Origin of the sequence: Paenibacillus shirakamiensis (genome assembly GCF_017874255.1) — a bacterium.
Taxonomy (GTDB): domain Bacteria; phylum Bacillota; class Bacilli; order Paenibacillales; family Paenibacillaceae; genus Fontibacillus; species Fontibacillus shirakamiensis.
Window position 1 is genome coordinate 1 of sequence record NZ_JAGGLD010000012.1, and the last position, 21,437, is coordinate 21,437.

21 protein-coding genes and 1 other RNA gene are annotated in these 21,437 nt (G+C 44.1%); 3 read left to right on the top strand and 19 right to left on the bottom strand.

Annotation, left to right across the window (positions count from 1 at the left end):
• The coding region (locus J2Z69_RS18775) for a hypothetical protein (protein ID WP_209866302.1) at positions 1-298 on the top strand (298 nt) is incomplete at its 5' end.
• 31 nt (positions 299-329) lie between these two features.
• On the opposite strand, the gene J2Z69_RS18780 is transcribed toward J2Z69_RS18775, so the two are convergent.
• From J2Z69_RS18780 to ffs, 6 genes are all read right to left on the bottom strand, one after another.
• Complete coding sequence (locus J2Z69_RS18780) at positions 330-593, bottom strand: pro-sigmaK processing inhibitor BofA family protein (RefSeq protein WP_209866305.1); 264 nt, start codon at positions 591-593, stop codon at positions 330-332.
• Positions 594-622: 29 nt separating this feature from the next.
• A complete protein-coding gene (locus J2Z69_RS18785; RefSeq protein ID WP_209866450.1) occupies positions 623-859 on the bottom strand; it encodes a DUF2508 family protein in 237 nt (78 codons plus the stop codon).
• Between the two features lie 249 nt (positions 860-1,108).
• A complete protein-coding gene (recR, locus tag J2Z69_RS18790) occupies positions 1,109-1,708 on the bottom strand; it encodes a recombination mediator RecR (protein WP_209866308.1) in 600 nt (199 codons plus the stop codon).
• A 26-nt stretch (positions 1,709-1,734) separates the two neighbouring features.
• Positions 1,735-2,046, bottom strand: coding sequence for a YbaB/EbfC family nucleoid-associated protein (locus tag J2Z69_RS18795; RefSeq protein WP_245339458.1), 312 nt, complete (start codon positions 2,044-2,046; stop codon positions 1,735-1,737).
• A 45-nt stretch (positions 2,047-2,091) separates the two neighbouring features.
• Entirely contained in the window at positions 2,092-3,843 is a 1,752-nt protein-coding gene (gene dnaX, locus J2Z69_RS18800) for a DNA polymerase III subunit gamma/tau (protein WP_209866314.1), read from the bottom strand.
• Positions 3,844-3,999: 156 nt separating this feature from the next.
• An RNA gene (ffs, locus tag J2Z69_RS18805) (signal recognition particle sRNA large type) lies at positions 4,000-4,267 on the bottom strand.
• A 144-nt stretch (positions 4,268-4,411) separates the two neighbouring features.
• On the opposite strand from ffs, the gene J2Z69_RS18810 reads away from it, so the two are divergent.
• The gene (locus J2Z69_RS18810; protein ID WP_209866317.1) at positions 4,412-5,677 is read left to right on the top strand and encodes a stalk domain-containing protein; all 1,266 of its coding nucleotides are present in this window, start codon (positions 4,412-4,414) and stop codon (positions 5,675-5,677) included.
• 180 nt (positions 5,678-5,857) lie between these two features.
• On the opposite strand, the gene rpmE is transcribed toward J2Z69_RS18810, so the two are convergent.
• The 8 genes from rpmE to rpoE form a co-directional block, all read right to left on the bottom strand.
• A complete protein-coding gene (gene rpmE, locus J2Z69_RS18815) occupies positions 5,858-6,055 on the bottom strand; it encodes a 50S ribosomal protein L31 (protein ID WP_209866320.1) in 198 nt (65 codons plus the stop codon).
• Between the two features lie 98 nt (positions 6,056-6,153).
• Positions 6,154-7,431 (bottom strand): radical SAM family protein, encoded by a 1,278-nt coding sequence (locus tag J2Z69_RS18820; RefSeq protein WP_209866323.1) that lies wholly within the window; start codon positions 7,429-7,431, stop codon positions 6,154-6,156.
• Between the two features lie 63 nt (positions 7,432-7,494).
• Complete coding sequence (rho, locus tag J2Z69_RS18825; RefSeq protein WP_209866325.1) at positions 7,495-8,817, bottom strand: transcription termination factor Rho; 1,323 nt, start codon at positions 8,815-8,817, stop codon at positions 7,495-7,497.
• Positions 8,818-9,136: 319 nt separating this feature from the next.
• Positions 9,137-10,390, bottom strand: a complete 1,254-nt coding sequence (locus J2Z69_RS18830; RefSeq protein ID WP_209866328.1) for a UDP-N-acetylglucosamine 1-carboxyvinyltransferase — start codon at positions 10,388-10,390, stop codon at positions 9,137-9,139.
• A 162-nt stretch (positions 10,391-10,552) separates the two neighbouring features.
• Complete coding sequence (gene fba, locus J2Z69_RS18835; protein ID WP_209866331.1) at positions 10,553-11,407, bottom strand: class II fructose-1,6-bisphosphate aldolase; 855 nt, start codon at positions 11,405-11,407, stop codon at positions 10,553-10,555.
• A gap of 143 nt (positions 11,408-11,550) precedes the next feature.
• Complete coding sequence (locus J2Z69_RS18840; RefSeq protein ID WP_342591632.1) at positions 11,551-11,925, bottom strand: response regulator; 375 nt, start codon at positions 11,923-11,925, stop codon at positions 11,551-11,553.
• 157 nt (positions 11,926-12,082) lie between these two features.
• Entirely contained in the window at positions 12,083-13,684 is a 1,602-nt protein-coding gene (locus J2Z69_RS18845; protein ID WP_209866337.1) for a CTP synthase, read from the bottom strand.
• Positions 13,685-13,990: 306 nt separating this feature from the next.
• On the bottom strand, positions 13,991-14,539 hold the full coding sequence (rpoE, locus tag J2Z69_RS18850) for a DNA-directed RNA polymerase subunit delta (RefSeq protein WP_209866452.1): 549 nt from the start codon (positions 14,537-14,539) through the stop codon (positions 13,991-13,993).
• A 458-nt stretch (positions 14,540-14,997) separates the two neighbouring features.
• Here rpoE and J2Z69_RS18855 point away from each other — a divergent pair, with 458 nt between their 5' ends.
• On the top strand, positions 14,998-16,143 hold the full coding sequence (locus tag J2Z69_RS18855; protein ID WP_209866340.1) for a S8 family peptidase: 1,146 nt from the start codon (positions 14,998-15,000) through the stop codon (positions 16,141-16,143).
• Between the two features lie 107 nt (positions 16,144-16,250).
• Here J2Z69_RS18855 and argS read toward each other — a convergent pair whose 3' ends face one another.
• The 5 genes from argS to J2Z69_RS18880 all read right to left on the bottom strand — a co-directional run bounded on the left by argS (position 16,251) and on the right by J2Z69_RS18880 (position 21,372).
• Positions 16,251-17,930 (bottom strand): arginine--tRNA ligase, encoded by a 1,680-nt coding sequence (argS, locus tag J2Z69_RS18860; protein ID WP_209866343.1) that lies wholly within the window; start codon positions 17,928-17,930, stop codon positions 16,251-16,253.
• A complete protein-coding gene (locus J2Z69_RS18865) occupies positions 17,902-18,363 on the bottom strand; it encodes a YwiB family protein (RefSeq protein ID WP_209866346.1) in 462 nt (153 codons plus the stop codon). The genes argS and J2Z69_RS18865 overlap by 29 nt, the downstream gene beginning before the upstream one ends.
• 173 nt (positions 18,364-18,536) lie before the next feature.
• Entirely contained in the window at positions 18,537-19,703 is a 1,167-nt protein-coding gene (locus J2Z69_RS18870; protein WP_209866349.1) for a WD40/YVTN/BNR-like repeat-containing protein, read from the bottom strand.
• A 143-nt stretch (positions 19,704-19,846) separates the two neighbouring features.
• A complete protein-coding gene (speE, locus tag J2Z69_RS18875) occupies positions 19,847-20,674 on the bottom strand; it encodes a polyamine aminopropyltransferase (protein WP_209866352.1) in 828 nt (275 codons plus the stop codon).
• 185 nt (positions 20,675-20,859) lie between these two features.
• The gene (locus J2Z69_RS18880; RefSeq protein ID WP_209866355.1) at positions 20,860-21,372 is read right to left on the bottom strand and encodes a GNAT family N-acetyltransferase; all 513 of its coding nucleotides are present in this window, start codon (positions 21,370-21,372) and stop codon (positions 20,860-20,862) included.
• Positions 21,373-21,437 lie beyond the last annotated feature (65 nt).

Here is a 21,437-nt window from a genome sequence, read left to right on the forward strand (position 1 = left end):
TCTTCTCCAAAGGAGAAGGCGTTTTAATCAGGTGTTTGAGTTGCTCATTTTGAAACTGACGAGAATTGCTTCTCTTAAAATGAATGTCGATCCGATCGAAATCGTCTCTCGTTCATATGTTTTACTCACTCGTTGTTCAGTTTTCAAAGATCAATTTCATCTTGATTTGTCGTTTGCTTGTCTCAGCAGCGACCCTTATAATATATCACAACTCGTATTTAGCAGTCAAGCATTTTTTTCAACTCATATTTCATTATGTTGTCCAAATGACTTGTCCCGCTTGAGAAGCGACTTATAATGTAACACACATTTTAAATCGCCGTCAACTGTTATATTAAACTTAATTTGATTCCCAATAATAAAGCAACCCCAGGAAGACCCAACAACACTACAGTGCTCATAGTGACGGGGTTTAACGGTATATAGGTATCTGTAAAAACACCTGAGTAATTAACTAAGTATAAACCCAATCCAGCTATTACAATATGCAACCCTAATCGGGTGATCCAAGCCAAGCCAAGTCTTCGACTAATCCATATATACAGCAGCAAACATGTAGCTATTATTAATACACCAAGTAGTAAGTATCTCATCCTATCCCTCCTTAACTAATTAAATGTTATTAAAAATTGGGATGCTGTTGTTTTTTTGATTCCTGCTGATCCATCAATCCCCATAGGTATCCATGTCTCTTCGCCTCTTTGAGGTGGATCTGATATCTTCTCTCAGCAGCTTCTAGAGTGTAAATAGCAAAATCTATCTCATCCATGCCTCTAGCTTCTTGGAATGCATGCGTAGCCCTCTCCCATTCCGCTCTCGCATCCTCGACTTCTTCGCTTAATTTGTGTCTTCTACTCATGTTCTCCTCTGCAATCTGCTTTCGATGACCTCGCTCAGTCCAACTTCCCCATTTAAGATTCATTGTCCCTTGTCCCCTCTCGCGAAAAAGAGTCTTCCATGTCTATGGCGACTCCTAGATTAAAAATACTATATAGATCATTCATATCGAGATAGGGACAATCTTAGAACTAAAAAAAGAGAAGGCCTAGAGGGCCTTCTCTTAGAAAATGCTTCAGATAAACAGATGCATAATATAGATATTGTAATTTTAGTTAATTTCACGTCGTCCTTCTAAAGCTTTGGAAAGCGTGACTTCATCTGCATACTCCAAATCCCCACCGACTGGCAATCCATGCGCAATACGTGTGACGCGGATACCAAAAGGTTTGATTAGACGAGAGATGTACATCGCTGTCGCCTCTCCCTCTATGTTGGGATTAGTAGCTAAAATTAATTCTTTAACCCTTTCATCCCCTAAGCGATTCAAAAGCTCCTTTAGACGAATCTCTTCGGGACCAATGCCCTCCATGGGTGAAATTGCACCTTGAAGAACGTGATAATATCCGTCGAACTCTTTGGTTCTTTCCATAGCTACAAGATCTCTCGACTCTTGCACTACACAAATGGTGGATGGGTCACGTGACTTGTCCTGACAGATGCGACATGGATCTGTATCAGTAATATTACAACAGATGGAACAATAGTGAAGATTACGCTTTACGCTGACAAGTGCCTTAGCAAAATCCACCACATCATCGTCCTTCATACGCAACACATGGAATGCTAACCTAGCAGCAGTCTTCGGACCGATCCCGGGCAGATGGGTAAAGGCATCAATCAGCTTGGCAATCGGTTCAGGATAATACAAAGTAAGCGTGCTCCTTCAATATCAGTTTAGAACAAGCCCGGGATTTTCATACCGCCCGTGAATTTGCCCATATCTTTGTTCGCCAGTTCTTCCGCTTGAGTTAATGCATCATTAACAGCAGCAATGACAAGGTCTTGCAACATTTCAACATCATCAGGATCAACAGCTTCGGGTTTGATTACAACGGAAAGAACTTTTTTGTGGCCATTCACCTTAACGCTAACTACACCACCGCCTGAAGTCCCCTCGATTTCTTTGTCTGCTAGCTCCTCTTGAGCTTTAAGCATTTGTTCCTGCATTTTTTTCACTTGTTTCATCATACTGTTCATATTGTTCATGTCTGACATCTCCTTAAAGGTAATTGTTGTTTTTGTAGGAATCGGTCAATCTTTTATAACTACTAAGTCATCTCCAAATAATTGAAGCGCCTCATCAACCCATGGTTCCTTGCTATTCTCTTCAGGGCTACTGTCTAAATCAAGGGGTATGGGCTCTGAAATTCCCGCACCTTCTACAGCATCGTTCCAATCCTTCTGCATCATACTAACTAGTCTATGAGGGCTACCTAGCTGCTGCTCTAAGATTCGTTCAATGACCTGCTTATTAGCTGGTTTCTCCGTAGTTTCTCGGTGGATATCATTCTTAAATGCCACTAAAATAGCATCTTGATACACCGAAACAGGTTCTCCATTCATAAACCAAGCATGGACTGTGACCTTTTCTTCCTTAACCCGCTGAAGAACTTGGTTCCACTTGTTCTGTACCACTGTAAATTCGGGCGAGTTCCTCTGACTAATATAGCTTTCAATTTGACTTGGTACTTTAGCCAGAAAAGAGATTCTAGGAGTCGGCGCTCGATTTGCTTGAGATTTCATAGCTCCTGCAGGTACATTGTTCCCACCTGTAGACAACCCCTGGCTTACAGCTTGATCTAATTTTTTCTCTAGGGCAGCTAACTGACGTTTAAGCTGATCTACTTCCGAACTAGAAACGGACGTCTTATCTAATGCAGTGGATGACGTCGCCTGAATAGAAATAATCTCTTGCTGCTCAGCACCACTGCATAATTTAAGTAAAGCCACTTCAAACAACATTTGAGGCTGAGCTGCGTATTTCATCTCAGTCTGATAATGATTCAACGTGTCGATAATACCGAAGAGCTGGCGCTTTGTAAAGGTTTTTGCTACCTCTCCGAAATCTGTAGGATCCAAGATTCGTTCAGTCATTCCCTCTGCATTAGGAACCATTGTAATCATCAATAGATCCCTAAAATAATACAAAAGGTTTTCCATACATTTATCCGCGCTTTTCCCTTCCTGCATTAGACGCTCAATTATTTGAAGGGTAATTCCTATGTCCCCTTGGGAAATCGCTTTAGCAAGTTCAGCAAACTGAGCAGAAGCCATTCCCCCAGTCATAGACAGAACATGTTCAAGCGTGACTTTCCCATCTGTAAAAGAAGAAGTCTGATCCAGAATACTTACGGCATCACGCATTCCACCATCGGACAGGCGAGCAATATATTGAACGGCGTCTGTATCCGCCTCTATGCCTTCTTGCTTACAGATCCACATTAGTCGCTCACTTTGTTCTTCGAGAGATACCCTTCGGAAGTCAAACCGTTGGCAGCGGGATATTACAGTCGCCGGCAATCGGTGTGGTTCCGTAGTAGCTAATATGAACATGACATGGGGGGGTGGTTCTTCCAGGGTCTTCAATAGAGCATTGAAAGCCTCCGTAGTCAACATGTGTACTTCATCTATAATATAAACCTTGTGCCGGACCTCAGTTGGGGCATACTTTACTTTTTCACGCAGGTCTCGAATTTCTTCAACCCCACGATTGGAAGCCGCATCAATCTCGAGCACATCCATGACGGCTCCAGCTGTAATCCTCCTGCAGGACTCACACTCATTACAAGGTTCAATTGCGGGCCCCTTTTCACAATTCACAGCCTTAGCCAGAATCTTAGCAGCACTGGTCTTCCCCGTCCCTCTAGGTCCGTTAAATAAATAGGCATGAGATAGCTTATTCTCTCGGATCGCATTCTGAAGGGTACGAATAATATGCTGCTGACCCACCATATCTTGAAATGACTGCGGCCGCCAGGCACGATACAAAGCAATGTGTTCCATTTGCGGCACCTTCCTTTTACATTCCCAGTATTAACTTTGTAAACATACTTTGATTATACTATACTCCTCGGACGAGCAAAACTTCTACTTATCTGGGCATACAAAAAAACATCTTCACCTGAGAGGCAAACATGTTGGTTTGTTCTAATCATTATACCGCGCACCTGATATTGATCATTGCGATCCAAGCGGCTCCCTTGCAGAACAACTCGGGTTAGGCCACCCTCCGGCACAAGAGTGGGACTGCTTATGGCTGCTTCCTTCCGGACCTGACCAGGTTCACAGTTACTCATTGCGGAGGACCCAGCCGTCAACATTGACTGCAAGGACCAAACCTCACATCGACAAGACCTCTATCAGGAATTCAACCTCGCTACAGCGGATTGCGAGTTACAGGGCACCGCTACCTCCCCGTCTAGCGCAGCGAACATAAGTATATCTCAAGGTTGTACAAAATGCAAACCAACGGAAGCCTGCATCCGATTACCATTCCTAATTTTGTAATTTACTAGAATTGTCTGTTATAATTTAGTAGATTTATAGAAATAGAAAGGTGGATAACTGTCTAATGTCTTTTAAATCCAAGGCAACAAGAGTACTGCTCGCCTCTATGTTAAGCATTGCTACATTGAGTAGCGCATCCTTAACCCCAGACCATGTAAATGCTGCAAATGAACAAGTAAAGATCATGTTAGACGGCTATAATCTACCATTTCCCACGGAGCCAACTATTATTAAAGGAACTACACTAGTCCCCTTTCGGGCGATTTCAGAAGCACTGGGTATCCAAGTTAACTGGGAATCTAAGACTAAACAAATTGTTGCCGTGAAGAATCTAGAACAAGGCTCCTCAAAAGTAGTTCTTACACTCGGGAGCAAAACGGCTTCTGTTAATGGCCAATCTGCACCACTTGCCATTGCTCCGCAGACTCTCCATGGAACTACCATGATTCCATTAAGTTTTTTCAGTCAACAATTCGGAGCTAAAGTAAATTGGGACGGTGCAACCCATACGGTATCGATTACCTCACCTCAGAAAAAAATATATGTATCTGCATTCTATGCCATAGACTCTTATAAAGAAGTCTCTTTACTTCCTAAATTAAATAGTGTTGCCTTTGGCTGGAGCCGAATTGATAATCAAAGTAATTACACCACAACAGGAACGGATTATAGATGGCCAAAACCAGATGGCGACGTAACTCCTGAAAGCTTAGTTACCCGTGCTTCTTCTACTGGAACCGCACCTTATCTGATGGTCTTCTCTGGAGATACTAAACTTGAATTAACCAAGATTCTAGAGAATAAGACCCTTCGTCAGTCGGTAATTGCACAGGTCGTAGATACTGCCACTAGTAAGCAATTCAAAGGAATTAACCTTGATCTTGAGGGTCTAGGATTAACAGGTGATGCAAAAAAAGTACAAGCGGACTATAATATTGTAGTTAAAGAATTTGCAGATGCAGCTCATGCACAGGGACTCTTACTTTCCGTAGAATTGCCACCACTCAACGGGGCTTATCACGGTTACGATTACAAGCGCATTGGTCAACTAGCTGACGAGGTCGTCGTTATGGCCTATGCATACATCAAAGAGACACTACCCCAACCCGATGCTAAAGTAGATCAAGCTATTCAACTAGCTCTAAAGGCTATTCCTAAGGAAAAAGTAGTTTTAGGCATCAATTTATTTAGCGAAAATGCAAACACGTTACTTACGAAAATCGGCTTAGCCAAGCGCTATGATCTAAAAGGCGTTGCTTTCTGGCGATTAGGATTAGGCAGTCAAAATATATGGTCTGCTGTTCAGGAATCCATTGTATTTACTCCATAATGAATTCAAAAAAAATGAATTCAAAAAATCCCCTTGTGTCTATTGTAGACAGAAGGGGATTTTGCTTAGCAGACTCATAATTCATTTTTATGCTCTTATATTAGTAAAAAAACGAAAAATTCCCCCGACAATGTCGAGGGAAGGTGTATAAGACGCTAAGCTGCTACGCAGCATGTCGTATTAGATACCGTATTTCTTCTTAAATTTATCAACGCGACCGCCGGCATCCAAGAATTTCTGTTTGCCAGTATAGAACGGATGACAAGCGGAACAAATTTCTACGCGAAGATCTTCTTTCAAAGAACCCGTTTCGAACGTATTACCGCAAGCGCAAGTAACGTTAGTTATGTGATATTTCGGTTGAATAGCTTGGTTCATATCATTCACCTCTTCTCTGCCCTGAGACTCATGCGGACCCAGAGTTATATGACGCACTATTAGATTATAGCATAGCAATATGCGAATTGCAAATTCTACTATAGGTTGTGAACAGAGCGTTTTTGCCGTTGCAGTTGTGCCGGTGGAACATGAGAATACGATCCCATGACTACATCTGGTAACTCTTCTTGGAAAATTTCAATGGCTTGTTTCATCCCAAGAATGTCGCCTTGCGCCTTCGGAATGAGATTTAGATAACTCTCTGGGTCAATGTTCAAATTACGCCACTGAATCAAACGAAGCTTCGTTCGACGAGCAAATTCAATCATGGCTTCAATCTCTTCTTCTCGATCTGTAACACCCGGGAATATGAGATAGTTAATGGAAGTATAGACTCCTTGTTCCGAGGCATATCGCAATGATTTTTCTACGTTCGCTAAAGTGTAGCCTCTTGGCTTGTAGTAAGCATTATAATGATCATCTAATGCACTAATTGTACTAACTCGCATGAGATCCAGTCCTGCATCTACAATTCCACGAATATGATCAGAGAGTCCAGCATTCGTATTTATGTTGATAAAACCCATATCCGTAGTCTGGCGAACTTCTCGCATAGCCTCAATAATAATTTTAGCTTGCGTAGATGGCTCTCCTTCACAACCTTGTCCAAAACTTATAATGGATTCCGGCGTCTTCAAATGCTCAAGCATGACCTGGACCAATTCATCCACTCGCGGCCTAAAATTCATACGCGTCTGTGGCGATACGAACCCACTATCATCCGGTTGCTCCGAAATACATCCAAAGCATCCCGCATTACATGAATAGGAAACGGGAACAGCCCCTTCCCACCGATTCAAAAATGTATTGGATGCGGTCAGACATTCATAACCTAATGCACAATTAGATAAATGTTCGTATAGTCGATTGTCTGGATATTGTTCTCTATATTTTTTAACTTGGCCCTTAAGCTCAAATGGATCACAATTTAATGGATTCCATTTCTCTGGGTCATCGGTCAATTTAGCCGTTACATAGAAGTTGCCTTTGTTCCAGACTACAGCCGAATAGCCAAACAGAGGTAATTTATAATCTTTATCGGTCTTCATATATCCCGGTAAGCATAGACGCGTAAACCCTTGAGGCAGCAAAGCCCCCACAGCTTGAACATTTCCGGGTAGTGGCTTCATCTCTCCCGTGTGAGGGTCCATTCCTATGGGACGAGTACTAGGTAAACCAACAAGTGTGGCTCCATCTGGAAGAGGAATTAATTCATCTTCCAGAATCTCCACTATCATATCTCCGCTACGGGCTAATCCTTGTAATGTAGGATGATCAAACACATTTCCTTTTTCATCAGCGTATACCAAATACATAGTATTCTCCTCATACTCTAAATGGCCATACAACTTATGCGGCCTGAATTCAGAGCCTTTCTATTAAGTGTTCAAAGTGGACGAGGTTTGGCGTGCAGGCCTTCTTGTTGTATTACTTCCTGGGGAAGGTGTAGGCGTGTTCCCTGCGACATCAAAAGAAGCCAGGAATTCCGCATTCGTTTTTGAATCACGTAGTTTTTTGAGGAAGCCTTCCACAAAATCGTAGCTATCATTCATATTTTTACGAATTGACCAGATGGTATCCAACTCTTCTTTACTTAAAAGCACTTCCTCACGGCGTGTTCCCGAACGGCGTATATCTATCGCTGGGAAAATACGGCGCTCTGCTAATTTGCGATCTAGATGAAGCTCCATATTCCCTGTTCCCTTAAATTCTTCATAAATAATATCGTCCATTCTGGAACCTGTATCCACTAGGGCCGTAGCCAAAATTGTCAAACTTCCGCCCTCTTCAACATTCCGTGCCGAGCCAAAGAAACGTTTGGGACGATGGAAAGCTGCTGGATCAATACCCCCACTTAGCGTTCGTCCTGAGGGAGGAACTACCAAGTTGTAAGCTCGCGCCAAACGGGTAATGCTATCCATTAGAATTACAACGTCTTTTTTATGTTCCACCAATCGAAGGGCGCGCTGTAGAACAAGTTCTGCTACTTTGATGTGATTCTCTGGAAGTTCATCGAATGTGGAAGCGACCACTTCTCCTTTCACAGAGCGCTGCATATCTGTCACTTCTTCCGGTCGTTCATCAATTAAGAGAACAAACAGCGAAATTTCCGGATTGTTCGTAGAGATACTATTGGCGATTTCTTTTAAAAGTAATGTTTTACCTGCCTTGGGTGGTGCTACGATAAGCCCCCGTTGTCCTAAACCCACTGGTGCTAATAAATCCATAATTCGTGCGGATAGACTCGTTGAAGACGTCTCCAAAGGGAGTTTGGTCTGAGGATATAAGGGTGTAAGTGCAGGGAAATGCAGACGTTCTGCAGCAAGTCCCGGATTCTCACCATTTACTGCATTCACTTGAAGGAGACCAAAGTAACGCTCATTCTCCTTTGGAGTACGGCATTTACCTGATACCAAATCACCCGTTCTAAGATCGAACTTTCGAATCTGGGAAGCTGAAATATAAATATCTTCAGTACTCGGTAAATAGTTAATAGGACGCAGGAATCCATACCCTTCAGGTAAAATTTCCAATACGCCTTCCATAAACATCAGACCACTTTGCTCCGCTTGAGCACGCAAAATAGCAAAAATGAGTTCTTTTTTCTTAAGCTGCCCATAATAAGGAATCTGATACTGTTTGGCCAGCTTGTACAGATCAGTAAGCTTTTTATCTTCCAGATCAGCGATTTGAAGATCCATATCATTAACCACCTATTCAATTTATATAATGCAGTTCGTTCGGAAAGTGTACAGGAATGAAAAAGTTTGAGAGAGATAAAGGAGGTGGATTACAAACCTATCCTGGGGTAAACCTATGAAAAGAAGGGAGTCTATGGATTACCTTATAATATATAACGGCAAAAAACTGCAATCTATATAGTTATACCCGCCTGATGGGTAGATATGCGGAAAACACCAAATTAATCGAGGTTTTGTAGATTTGCAAAAGCATAGAGAACGCCAAGGGTCTAGAAAAGGCCCCTTGGCTCTATAGCATTACTATGCTGGTATCAGAAAACTATTCGTTCTGTCTCCAGACATCTGCACCCAAGTCTCGAAGGTTCGTAACCAAATGATCATACCCTCGATCTATAAGTTCTACGCCAGACACCTCAGTAATACCTTCCTCTACGGTAAGACCGGCAATAACCAGTGCCGCACCCGCACGAAGATCTGTAGCTGTTACTTTTGCAGCGTTCAATTTGCCGCCTTCAATAATAGCAGATCTACCTTCTACACGAATTTTCGCACCCATTCTAACCAGCTCTGGAACATGCTTAAATCGACTTCCATATACGAAATCACTTAGCACACTCACGCCCTCTGTCTGTGTAAGCAAACTGGTCATCGGTGACTGCATGTCCGTAGGGAATCCGGGGTAAATTAAAGCTTTCACATCGGCATGTCCATATCTGGAGGCTCCAATGACCCGAATCGACTCGTCTAATTCCTCTACGCCGACACCCATCTCAATAAGCTTGGCAGTAAGAGCTTCTAAATGCTTAGGAATTACATTATCTATTAATACATTCCCTCGTGTTGCGGCGGCAGCAATCATATAGGTTCCTGCTTGAATTCGATCCGGAATAATGGAGTGGCGGCAACCGTGCATTTCCCTCACACCTTCGATACGAATCGTCTCTGTACCTGCACCTTTAATACTAGCTCCCATTGAATTGAGCAGCGTAGCTACATCAACAATTTCGGGTTCCTTGGCTGCATTCTCAATTACGGTAGAACCTTTAGCTCTAGCCGCAGCTAACATAATATTAATTGTTGCCCCAACACTGCAGACATCCATATATATTTTCGCGCCTTTAAGCTCTTTCGCATGGAGATGTATTGCACCATGTTCATTTGTAACGGTAGCTCCAAGAGCTTCGAAACCTTTGATATGTTGATCAATAGGGCGAGGCTCAAAATTACAGCCTCCTGGTAAACCGATAATAGCTTCACCAAAACGTCCTAGAAGCGCCCCCATCATATAATAGGATGCACGTAATTTCTTCACGGGTCCGTTAGGCATAGGGATGGATTTTATCTGACTAGGGTCAATTCGAATCTGATTGCCGGACCAAGTTACATGTGCGCCTAGGTCTTCAAGAATTTCTGTATATACAGCAACGTCGCTAAGTTCCGGTAAGTTGTCCAATACCACTTCTGTCTCCGCCAATATTGCTGCGGGTAAAAGGGCAATTGCACTATTCTTGGCTCCACTGATTTGGACGGTTCCTTGAAGCGGTCGTCCACCAGTGATCATCAATTTTTCCATAAAGGGAAAGTTCCTCCTGCAGTCCATGGTATGCTGACAATTCTTTTCCATGATAACACTTATAGAACATAAAAGCATCTTTAGTCCAATGAGCACACGTCAAAAAAGGAGAAATCTCGCCGTAGCGAAATCTCTCCCTCAGAGAATTTATATGAGATTCTATTAAGCTTGGTTGTTAGATCCAAACTCACGAATCTTACCAATTACGGTTTGTTTGATCGCTTCACGGCCTGGTACGATGAATGTACGTGGATCGTAAGCATCTGCTTTTGCAGCAAGAACTTCACGAACGGCTTTAGTGAACTCGATTTGATTCTCTGTATTCACGTTAATTTTGGAAGTACCCAAGGATACCGCTTTTTTGATATCGTGAGTAGGGATTCCAGTACCACCATGAAGTACCAATGGAATGTTCGTTGCATTACGAATTTCTTCCATTTCAGCAAAACCAAGTTTTGGTTCGCCTTTGTAAGGTCCATGAACAGATCCAAGTGCAGGTGCCAAGGTATCGATTCCTGTCTCGTTAACGATGCGTACACAGTCGTCAAGCTTAGCATACATAACATCAGCTACAACATCATCTTCTTGTCCGCCTACTAGTCCTACTTCAGCTTCAACGGAAACGCCTTTAGCATGTGCATATTCAACAACTTTTTTAGTAGTCTCGATGTTCGCATCAATAGGTCCGTGGGAAGCATCGATCATTACGGATGTAAATCCGGCATCAATTGCTTCTTTACACTTCTCAAAACTTGAACCATGGTCCAAATGGATGGCTACAGGAACGGTAATTTTCATATCATGAATCAGGCCTTCTACAATTTTAACTACAGTGTAGAAACCGCTCATATGACGAGCTGCACCTTCAGAAACACCAAGAATTACTGGGGATTTCTCTTCTTCAGCAGCAGCAAGAATAGCTTGAGTCCACTCAAGGTTGTTAATGTTGTACTGACCTACAGCATATTTACCTTTAAGTGCTTTGTTCAACATGTCTGTCATAGATACTAATGGCATGGTTTCATCCTCCTGGATATATGGTTATTTGTATATCTCGTACCGACTCTCACACCTGCTTATTATACCACAATAAGCACAAAATACTAACATGGTTTGCTATGCAAATTGTCGAAAAAAAAAGAACTTCGTTGTCGAAGTTCTTAAATCACAGCGCCTTTGAGCTGCATGTTCACAGCTAAACGCATTTCATCAATATCAAAAGGTTTGGTGAAGTGCATTAAAGCTCCAAGTTCTGTCGCTTCTTTGATCATATCGAGTTCACCATAAGCAGTCATCATAATGACCTTAATAGATGGGTTCAGCGTCTTGATGTGCTTGAGAATTTCAAGGCCATCCATCCCCGGATTCTTCATATCTAGAAGAACTAGATCCGGCGATTCAGTCCTAACAATGTCCAAAGCGAGTTTGCCGTTAGCAGCTTGATAAGTCTGGTAACCCTCCGTGCTGAATACTTCCATAAGCAGGATTCGGATACCGTTCTGATCATCAACGATCAGCAGCTTCTTCTCATCCACGCACATAACCCTCCTAAATCCTAAAATCTAAGCCGTCAAAACTTTCCATAATGTGGAAACGAGCGAGCCTGATTTGTACTAATTCGCTTCGCACATTCAAATTCCTTCTCCGCCTTAGAAAAAGAGTGTATATCTTTGACGACTTATAGGAGGTTGCTTAGGACTTACTTGCAATCGAAGCTTTTACGAACTCACGGAACAAAGGCTGTGGACGATTCGGACGCGAAGTAAATTCGGGATGGAATTGTACCGCTAGGAACCAAGGATGATCAGGATATTCCACGATCTCTACCAGTCTGCCATCCGGAGATGTACCCGTGATACGTAGTCCCGCTTTTTCAATGGTCTCACGGTAAGCATTGTTGAACTCATACCGGTGACGATGTCTCTCATAGACTAGCTCGTCCTGATAGCACTGTTCTGCAAGGGAACCCGGGGTTAATTTACATGGATATAGACCTAACCGCATCGTGCCACCCAAATCTTCGATATCCTTTTGTTCTGGAAGTAAATCAATTACAGGATAAGGCGTGGAAGGATTAATCTCCGAACTGTTCGCATCCTTAAGTCCAGCTAAAGAACGAGCTTGTTCGATAACAGCCACTTGCATGCCAAGACAAATCCCGAAGAATGGAATTTTGTTCTCCCGAGCATAACGAATGGTAGATACTTTACCTTCAATGCCGCGGTCACCAAATCCACCAGGAACCAAGATTCCGCCTACTCCGCTTAAGTGTTCTTCCACATTCTCATCGGTGATTTCTTCTGCATGAACCCAACGAATTTTCACATCTGCATTCGCATCGAATCCTGCATGGGATAGAGATTCAACTACGCTGAGGTAAGCATCGTGTAGAGCTACATATTTACCCACGATAGCAATTTCCACTGTTTTCTCTAACTTGCTAACCCGACTAACTAGGTTCTCCCATTCAGTCATATCTGGTGCCGGTGTAGTTAATTTCAAATGATTCACTACAATCTCATCCAGACCTTCTTCACGCAAGTTCAAAGGAACTTGATACAAGGTAGATGCGTCGCGACATTCTACAACTGCATTAGCATCGATATCGCAGAACAAAGCGATTTTGGCTTTCATTTCACTAGACAATTCATATTCGGTACGACATACGATGACGTTCGGTTGAATCCCAATACTACGAAGTTCTTTGACGCTATGTTGAGTAGGTTTGGTTTTGACCTCTCCTGCTGCTTTGATATATGGAATTAAGGTTACATGAATATACATAACATTGTCCCGGCCAATGTCGCTCTTAATCTGACGAATTGCTTCAAGGAAAGGCAAGCTCTCAATATCGCCTACGGTGCCCCCGATTTCAGTAATGACTACATCTGAATTCGTCTCACGACCCGCACGGTAGACACGTTCTTTGATCTCATTAGTGATATGAGGAATGACTTGAACCGTTCCACCCAGATATTCCCCACGACGTTCTTTACTAATAACTGAAGAATAAATTTTCCCTGTCGTTACATTGTTGCTCTTGGACAAGTTAATATCGATGAACCGTTCGTAATGTCCAAGATCCAGATCCGTCTCCGCACCATCATCGGTTACAAATACTTCGCCGTGCTGATACGGACTCATAGTTCCCGGATCTACGTTAATATAAGGGTCGAATTTCTGTATTGTTACTTTCAATCCCCTGTTCTTCAAAAGTCTTCCAAGGGAAGCTGCTGTAATCCCTTTGCCAAGGGAAGAAACGACCCCACCTGTTACGAAAATATATTTTGTCACCGTTCACAAACCCCCTATACATATTCCGAAAAAAGTCCGGTAAACCTCCACATGTTCGAAGCAAAAATGTGGTCTAATCTACGCTATAGCGTAACCCAATCTGCTGTAATTCATAGCCAAAAAGGACATAAAAAAACAAAAAAAGTGACACCCGAAGAAGACGGGGCACTTTTTAGAATAAGCATATTTATAGGTCTGAATCATAAGCCCATGAGATAGTGTACCCGTTACCCCGTCGCCTGTCAAGTCGAATCCGGCGGGTTACTTATCCCTTATCTCAAGTGCAGAAGGCAAGGAGAACAAGGACTATTTGTCCTCATCCTCATCTGCTGTTTCATCTTCTTCTGCATCTACATCTTCATCATCGTCCAGCTCTTCATCATCGATAATTTCTTCGCCTTCGGTCTCTGCGTCGTCATCATCTTCATCTGGGAATAATTCATCCTCAGCATCGTCATCGGTAGCGGTGTAATCGTCGTCGTCATCCGTTACATAAGTCTCTTCTTCTTCTACGAAGTCATCATCCAAATCGTCATCATCATCATTAATGATACGTGAACGCTTCGCGTTACTTACTGGATCTTCAGAACGTTCGATCGGATACCAACGTTTGAGACCCCATAGGTTCGTACCCACGCACGCAAAACGTCCGTCAATATTAATCTCGGTATACAGCTGAGCAATGGAGTCATTCACTTCTTTGTCAGACATTTTACGAACTTTCGCTACCTCTTTCATAAGATCGCGATAGTAATATGGCGTATTGGCCACTTTTAAAATCATAAAGGCTAGGTCGACCATCGGAATTTCATGGACCTTCTCCGGATCGAGCTTTAAATTGAGCGGTGTACTCACTAACGTAACACGTCCTCTCACGCAATGTTCAAATCATTATTTAGGGAAGCTTTTTACCTGTAAGCCAAAAGAAAGAAAAATCACTCTTTCATCCATTCTGTGCTTTATCACACATAAGTAAAACCTATTTAAACGATAAATGCAAGTTTTAATGGTGAGAATCTCCTATCTTCTAAAAAGAAAAAAGCAGAGAGCATGGCCCCCCGCCTTTCTTGACTGTATCCTTCCCCCAAAATCCGATACACGGACCTCTGGAGATCGTAAGCTGAAAGCTGCTTGAGAGCCTTCACCACATCCTATGTCCTTTTGCTCTAAATGACACGCTGAATCTAACGTTTCTATAAATAAAACGAGCCCTGGCCTATTTCCCAGCCTATGGGGCATGTTCCCCATTCCGCCGCAAAGGGCCTCTCATACAATACTTCAACAACACGCTTTGTCAGGAGGGGCTGCTCGTAATGGATTACGCCGGATTCCTCAACTATCTACACGATCAGGGAACACAGCCTGCCCGAGGTCAACGAAGCTTGATCCGCTTCATCCGTCCGGAAGCCTACCAGGCATGTCTAAGAGAGCTAAATAAGTGGAAGTCTCTGTCTGAACCTTTGCAGCAAATCCGCACGTCTACATTGCTGCATGCTTTTATCTGTCCATTTACCATTAAACAGGTTCCCGATCGTTATGGTAAGGGGATTATCATTGAAAAGGATGTACGTATCCATATGCACGCAGTGGCTGCAACGGGAAAAGAAAACACCCCCTCCATTCCTTGGGGTGTCCGGCACATTCATGCTCCTGAGGTCTGGTCGGTGTCTACGGGACACCAAATTCGTATTGGAGTCATTGATACGGGGGCAGACTTTAGCCATCCAGATCTTCGCCATTCTATGGGAAGAGGTATCAATCTATTGAACCGGAATTTGATGCCCCATGACGATAATGGGCATGGTACGCATATTGCAGGAACTATCGCGGCCGCAGGCGGCAGTGATGGGATTATCGGGGTTGCCCCTCGGGCTGCTATTCTTCCTGTCAAGGCTTTCGATCATAACGGCTCTGCCTATGTCTCCGACATTATATTGGGCATCGATTGGTGTGTACGTAATCAAGTAGACATTATTAACATGAGCTTCGGTATGCGATCCAAAAGCAAATCCTTACTAAATGTTGTGAACAAAGCGCTTCAAGCAGGGATTGTGATTGTGGCCTCGGCTGGAAATGATACTAAAAGCAGAAGTGTCGATTATCCCGCTAGATACACGCAGACCATCTCGGTGGGGGCCACTGACCGTAATCGGCGCATTGCATCCTTCAGTAATCGCGGGGCGCATGTAGATATTTATGCGCCCGGTGAGAAGATTTATTCCGCTTGGCTTGGCGGAAAGCATAAAGAGATGAATGGGACGTCCATGGCTACGTCCCATGTCAGCGGCGCCATCGCGCTGCTGCTGGCTCACCGACCCGGCATATCGCCGGCCGAGATCAAGCAGCTGCTGCGCCGCTCCGCCCGGCCCTTAGCTGGGGCCGGGAAGAGCCTTTCCCGCGGGGGCACGGCACCCGCGGAAGTGCATGCGCTGCGGCTGCTGCGGCGGGGGAGCAAGTAGCTCCCCGCCTGCGGTACGCAGCGCACAAAAAGGGCCGCCCCACCGGGAATTCCGGGTGGGGCGGCCCTTTTGCGCGCGCGCCATGCGGCGCGCGGGGGGACCGCGTGCTACATGCGGTCCGGCGCTTCGACGCCGATGAGCGCGAGCACGCGCGCAATCACGCTGCGTGTAGCGCCGAGCAGCACGAGGCGCGCTGCGGTCTGCTGCGCGTCTTCTGTGATGACACGCTCAGCTCTGTAATAGCTATGGAACATGGAAGCCAGCTCATACACGTAACGAACGAGGCGGTGGGGAGCATAATGTCCAGCGGCCGTCTCGATTTCTTGAGGAAGCTCCCCAATTTTGCGAAGCAATTCATATTCATGCGGTGCATTGAGCTGAGTGAGATCCGCATCTGCTGGAAGCGGAATAGTGATACCCTGCTCTTCTGCTTGTCGGAAAATGCTACAAATCCGCGCATGAGCATACTGCACATAAAAGACAGGATTCTCATTAGAAGTCGAGATGGCAAGGTCCATGTCAAAGTCTAGATGCGAATCCATACTACGCATACTGAAGAAGTAACGGATCGCATCCACGCCAACTTCATCCATGAGATCTACCATGGTTACAGCTTTACCCGTCCGTTTGGACATTTTTACTTTCTCGCCATCCTGGAACAAGCTAACCATCTGAGCAATGAGAACCGTCAGCTTGTCCGGATCATTGCCAAGTCCCGCCATGGCAGCGCGAAGGCGCGGAATATAACCATGGTGATCTGCACCAAAGATATTGATTATCCGGTCATATCCCCGGTTGAACTTATCACGGTGATACGAAATATCCGGCGTTAAATACGTATAGGTTCCATCATTTTTCACGAGTACCCGGTCTTTATCATCACCATAGTCTGTGGTCCGTAACCAAGTAGCCCCATCGAGTTCATAGGTTTGGCCCTTATCGGTAAGTTCTTTTAAAGAAGCTTCAACCTGACCATTGGTATACAAAGAAGTCTCGCTGAACCAGTTGTCAAAATGAACACGGAACCGACCCAAATCACGTTTGATTTTTTCCAACTCTTTATCCAGACCATACTTACTTAAGAATCCTGCACGCTCGCCAGGTGCCATATGAAGTAAAGCTTCACCTTGCTCAGCTACAAGCTCTCTAGCGAATCCTTTGATATCTTCTCCATGGTAACCATCTTCCGGCATCTCCACTTGTTGGCCTAACTCTTGTAAATACCGAGCTTCGATAGACTTCGACAAATTCACAACCTGGTTACCAGCATCATTAATGTAATATTCTCGGGTAACTTCATAACCCGCATAATCTAGCAAAGACGCTAGCGCATCCCCAACGGCCGCTCCTCTAGCATGACCCAAATGCAGACTTCCTGTCGGATTGGCGGATACGAACTCAAGAAGAACTCGTTGGCCTTGTCCACTGGAAGTTCTGCCGTAATCCTCACCCTGTGCATACACTTGCTCCAGAACAGGATAGAGATACTTCTTATTCAATGTGAAATTAATGAAACCAGGGCCGGCAATTTCCGCCTTCTTAATTGAAGCCGTGGAATAGTCCATATGTTCCAAAATAGCTTCCGCAATTTGGCGTGGGTTTCTTTTAGCGATCTTCGTCAGCTGCATCGCTGCATTCGTTGCTAAGTCGCCATGTGTCTTCTCCTTAGGGACCTCCAAGGTCAAGACAGGCAGATCCTCACGGGCCACAAGCCCGGAAGCTACGATGGCATCCGCGATCGCTTCACTAACTTTTTGATTAATTTGTTCTAATGGATTGTGTGTCATAATTCTGTACTTCCTCCTGTATATGCAGACTAATGTCGAAGTGTTGAGTTAAATCATCAAAAACATATAAGTCATAAGACCACCGCACGCTACCTGAGTATCCATTCATGTCCACATCCAAACTTTGCGTGTCTGTAGACAAGTTAAAAGACGTATAGGGTGCTCTGTAGTATCCAGGCAATTTCTTGCCCTGCTGAAAAGTTTGGGAAGACTCAATGCCCCCATGACGTATGATCTTCAGCTCCTCTTTACGGAGCGTAAGTCTATTACGAATGACTCCCTGTTGACCTGGAGCAGAATCCTGTTCTTCATATAATACATGTATCGAAGGACCCATCTCGAATATGCGGCCTACAAATTCCTGAACCGTCTCCGTCTCTTCTCCGCTCTGACGACTGGTCAAGGTGATGAGAGCCTGTCTTGCATCGGGCATGCTACATTCTCCAATCTACTTTATCTATTGTACTACTATATCCAGTTCCCTTGCCGAGTTCAATGCCTATATGGGTTCTTTGTATGTGGTGTAACAAATAGGGGGTAAAATAAAAAACCCCATCACAGGCATTTTGCCCGTGAATGAGGGGATTTCAAACCTTTTCTTCCAGATTAAAGCTGAGGAAGAGCAAACTTTTTATTCCAAGAAACGCCACCATCATGGGTTATATATACGGCGGAATCAGAGGCGCTAGTTACAGCTAGCCAACCTGTTTTGCTGCTAGGGAAGGAGATGCTTGCATCGAATCCATTCAATACTGCTGGAACATTGGACCATGTTCGACCGCCATCATAAGAACGCCCAACCCCTGCCTTTCCTGCGGCTGGTGATCCACCGGCCAAATAAGCTGTTTGATTACCGATTAATTGCATATTGCCGGGATGCCCACCTGGGCTTGCAGGGCCTTTATTGACTAGGGCTGATCCCACTCCTGGTGCCGGGCCTCCTCCTGCTGTACTCTGTGCTATTACTCTATTCCATCGCTTGCCAAGATCTTGACTCGCATACAAGCTATATGAAACCTGAGACATGCCTGCATCTCCATACGTTAAAGCCCATACCTGAGACCCCGAACTATAGAGCTGACCTCCATAAGCTACTTTGGAAAGAATCGATAGGGCTGTGCTCCAGCTATGCCCACCATCCATAGTCTTGTATATCTTGTATCCTGTATTGGGTAGAACCGTTAAAGCCCATCCCTTTTGAAGAGCTTTATCTGTAAATAAAGATGCTCTAGTGTTCGCTGGTGTAGGAATTTTCGCCCATGTATTGCCACCATCTCTGGTCTTGAAGACACCGTTTGAAGTGTATCCTACAAGCGTTTTCTCATCTAGTACACTTATATTTGTAAATGTTTTACCTGCACTGTATACAGGATTCCAATGGGAACCGCCATCTTTGGTGGCAATGAGTTGCTCCGCTTTTCCTTCTGCACTCTGTGCCAATGCATAGCCATGCACATTGTTCGGAAATAGAATTTGGTCAAATTGCCATTGTCCTGTATAGATTTCCTGCCACGTACATCCAGCGTTCGAAGTACCAATTAAGAATCCATTACCGGCAGCCCGGCCTGTGTTTTCATTAAGAAAGGAGATATCTGTGATATGCAGAGGACTTTTAGTATTGTTCATTTTCTTTAACAGACCATGGTCTCCTGTTCCACAAGTGGGTGCTGCGGTAACTGTAGAATTTTGCAAAGCGGAAAATCCACTGAATACCATCATTAAAACAACGAATACAAAAGCGGATTTTGTCCATCGTGAACGTTTAGGGTTCAAGTTCTACACCTCCTGAGTTAATGTATATAGCATTATTGATATATAATTACCCGAATCCAGCTCACCTCAACACTTATGGCGAATGTAAAAGAAAACACCCGCACTGCCTGAGGCAGCAACGAGTGCTCTTGGAGTTGTACAGATTATTTAACCAAATCTTCGACAAATTTAGGCAATACAAAAGCTGCTTTGTGAAGACGTGGTGTGTAGTATTTGGTCTCAATTTCTGCAATTTGAGACTCGTCCACTTCAAGTGGATCGTGTGTCTTGCTTCCGAGTGTAAATGTCCAAAGTCCACTTGGGTACGTAGGAATGTTCGCTCCATATACACGAACGATCGGGAAGATTTCTTTCACATCTTTGTTCACTTTTTGAATCAAATCTGCTTTGAACCAAGGATTATCTGTCTGAGCCACGAAAATACCATCTTCTTTGAGCGCTTCGTAGATGCCTTGATAGAATCCACGCTCGAACAATGGTGCTGCAGGGCCTACAGGTTCTGTAGAGTCCACCATGATTACATCGTATTTATTTTTATTTTCAATAATATGCATATATCCATCATTCACAAGAACTTCAACCCGCGGGTTGTCCAACTCGCCAGCAATCTCTGGCAAATACTTCTTGGAATACTCTATAACTTTACCATCGATTTCTACAAGGACGGCTTTCTCTACAGCTGGGTGCTTAAGGACTTCGCGAATAACGCCACCGTCGCCTCCGCCTACTACAAGGACATGCTTAGGATTTGGGTGAGTGAAAAGTGCAGGATGTGCTACCATTTCGTGATATACAAATTCATCCTTAATGGTGGTCATCACCATACCGTCCAATACCAACATCCGACCAAATTCCACAGTGTCGATCATGGCTAAGTCTTGAAAATCAGTCTTTTCCGTTACCAACGTCTCGCGAATTTTTGCAGTAATTCCAAACTCGGGTGTCTGTTTCTCCGTATACCATAATTCCATTGTATAACCCTTCTTTCCAATTAAAATAGCGTTTAGCCGCCATATTCAGCCCCTCAGCGGGGTCATCAGTTACACTGTACGCGTCACTTCCTATATTGTACCAAACAACATGTATAATAACACATGAGGACCGCGTAAGGCGACATCTAGACCCTTTAATACAAAGGCTTTACACGTCCTCTGCATCAGGTAATTATTTTGTAATAGATTACGGTAGCATCCAGCTGTCCTTTCTCAGACCTTGCATAGTTCGGGATACTGCCCGCTGCTATGTAATTTAGAGATTGATATAAAAAATTGGAAGGATCACCCGCTCTTGTGTCCAACACTAGTAAAGTCCGGTTGCAAGCTCTGGCGTTCTCTTCAGCTAATAGCATGAGTGTTCGAGCAATGCCTTCACGCCGACCTGATGGATGTACCATGAGTTTAGCAATTTCAGCCCGGTGCCTTCCATTAGGTTTCATGACGAGATGAAGCTGAATGGTACCGAGGATGTGATCATCCTTGATGGCAACCCACAGCCTAACTTCAGGGGTCAAGACGCCCTCCCAGTATGTGCGAGCTTCATCTATACCTAGTGGCGGGAGAAAACCTAAAGATGCGTCTTGATCTACTACCTCAATTAACAATGAGGACAACTGTACTGTAACTTCTGGCGTCAACTTCGATAATTCCGCAAAAGTAATAGATGAATGCATAGCTGGATTCCCCCCCCAAGTGTAAAACGAATAGAGACCACTATTGATTACAGGTAAACATTATC

Bases quoted from the DNA above. Each gene is read 5' to 3' on its own strand.
- J2Z69_RS18820 (WP_209866323.1), bottom strand. From the start codon at position 7,431: ATGTATTTGGTATACGCTGATGAAAAAGGAAATGTGTTTGATCATCCT.
- speE (WP_209866352.1), bottom strand. From the start codon at position 20,674: ATGGAATTATGGTATACGGAGAAACAGACACCCGAGTTTGGAATTACT.
- J2Z69_RS18865 (WP_209866346.1), bottom strand. From the start codon at position 18,363: ATGCCCGATGCAAGACAGGCTCTCATCACCTTGACCAGTCGTCAGAGC.
- fba (WP_209866331.1), bottom strand. From the start codon at position 11,407: ATGCCATTAGTATCTATGACAGACATGTTGAACAAAGCACTTAAAGGT.
- J2Z69_RS18830 (WP_209866328.1), bottom strand. From the start codon at position 10,390: ATGGAAAAATTGATGATCACTGGTGGACGACCGCTTCAAGGAACCGTC.
- J2Z69_RS18880 (WP_209866355.1), bottom strand. From the start codon at position 21,372: ATGCATTCATCTATTACTTTTGCGGAATTATCGAAGTTGACGCCAGAA.
- J2Z69_RS18855 (WP_209866340.1), top strand. From the start codon at position 14,998: ATGGATTACGCCGGATTCCTCAACTATCTACACGATCAGGGAACACAG.
- J2Z69_RS18785 (WP_209866450.1), bottom strand. From the start codon at position 859: ATGAGTAGAAGACACAAATTAAGCGAAGAAGTCGAGGATGCGAGAGCG.
- dnaX (WP_209866314.1), bottom strand. From the start codon at position 3,843: ATGGAACACATTGCTTTGTATCGTGCCTGGCGGCCGCAGTCATTTCAA.
- rpmE (WP_209866320.1), bottom strand. From the start codon at position 6,055: ATGAACCAAGCTATTCAACCGAAATATCACATAACTAACGTTACTTGC.
- J2Z69_RS18795 (WP_245339458.1), bottom strand. From the start codon at position 2,046: ATGAACAATATGAACAGTATGATGAAACAAGTGAAAAAAATGCAGGAA.
- rho (WP_209866325.1), bottom strand. From the start codon at position 8,817: ATGGATCTTCAAATCGCTGATCTGGAAGATAAAAAGCTTACTGATCTG.
- argS (WP_209866343.1), bottom strand. From the start codon at position 17,930: ATGACACACAATCCATTAGAACAAATTAATCAAAAAGTTAGTGAAGCG.
- J2Z69_RS18780 (WP_209866305.1), bottom strand. From the start codon at position 593: ATGAGATACTTACTACTTGGTGTATTAATAATAGCTACATGTTTGCTG.
- J2Z69_RS18810 (WP_209866317.1), top strand. From the start codon at position 4,412: ATGTCTTTTAAATCCAAGGCAACAAGAGTACTGCTCGCCTCTATGTTA.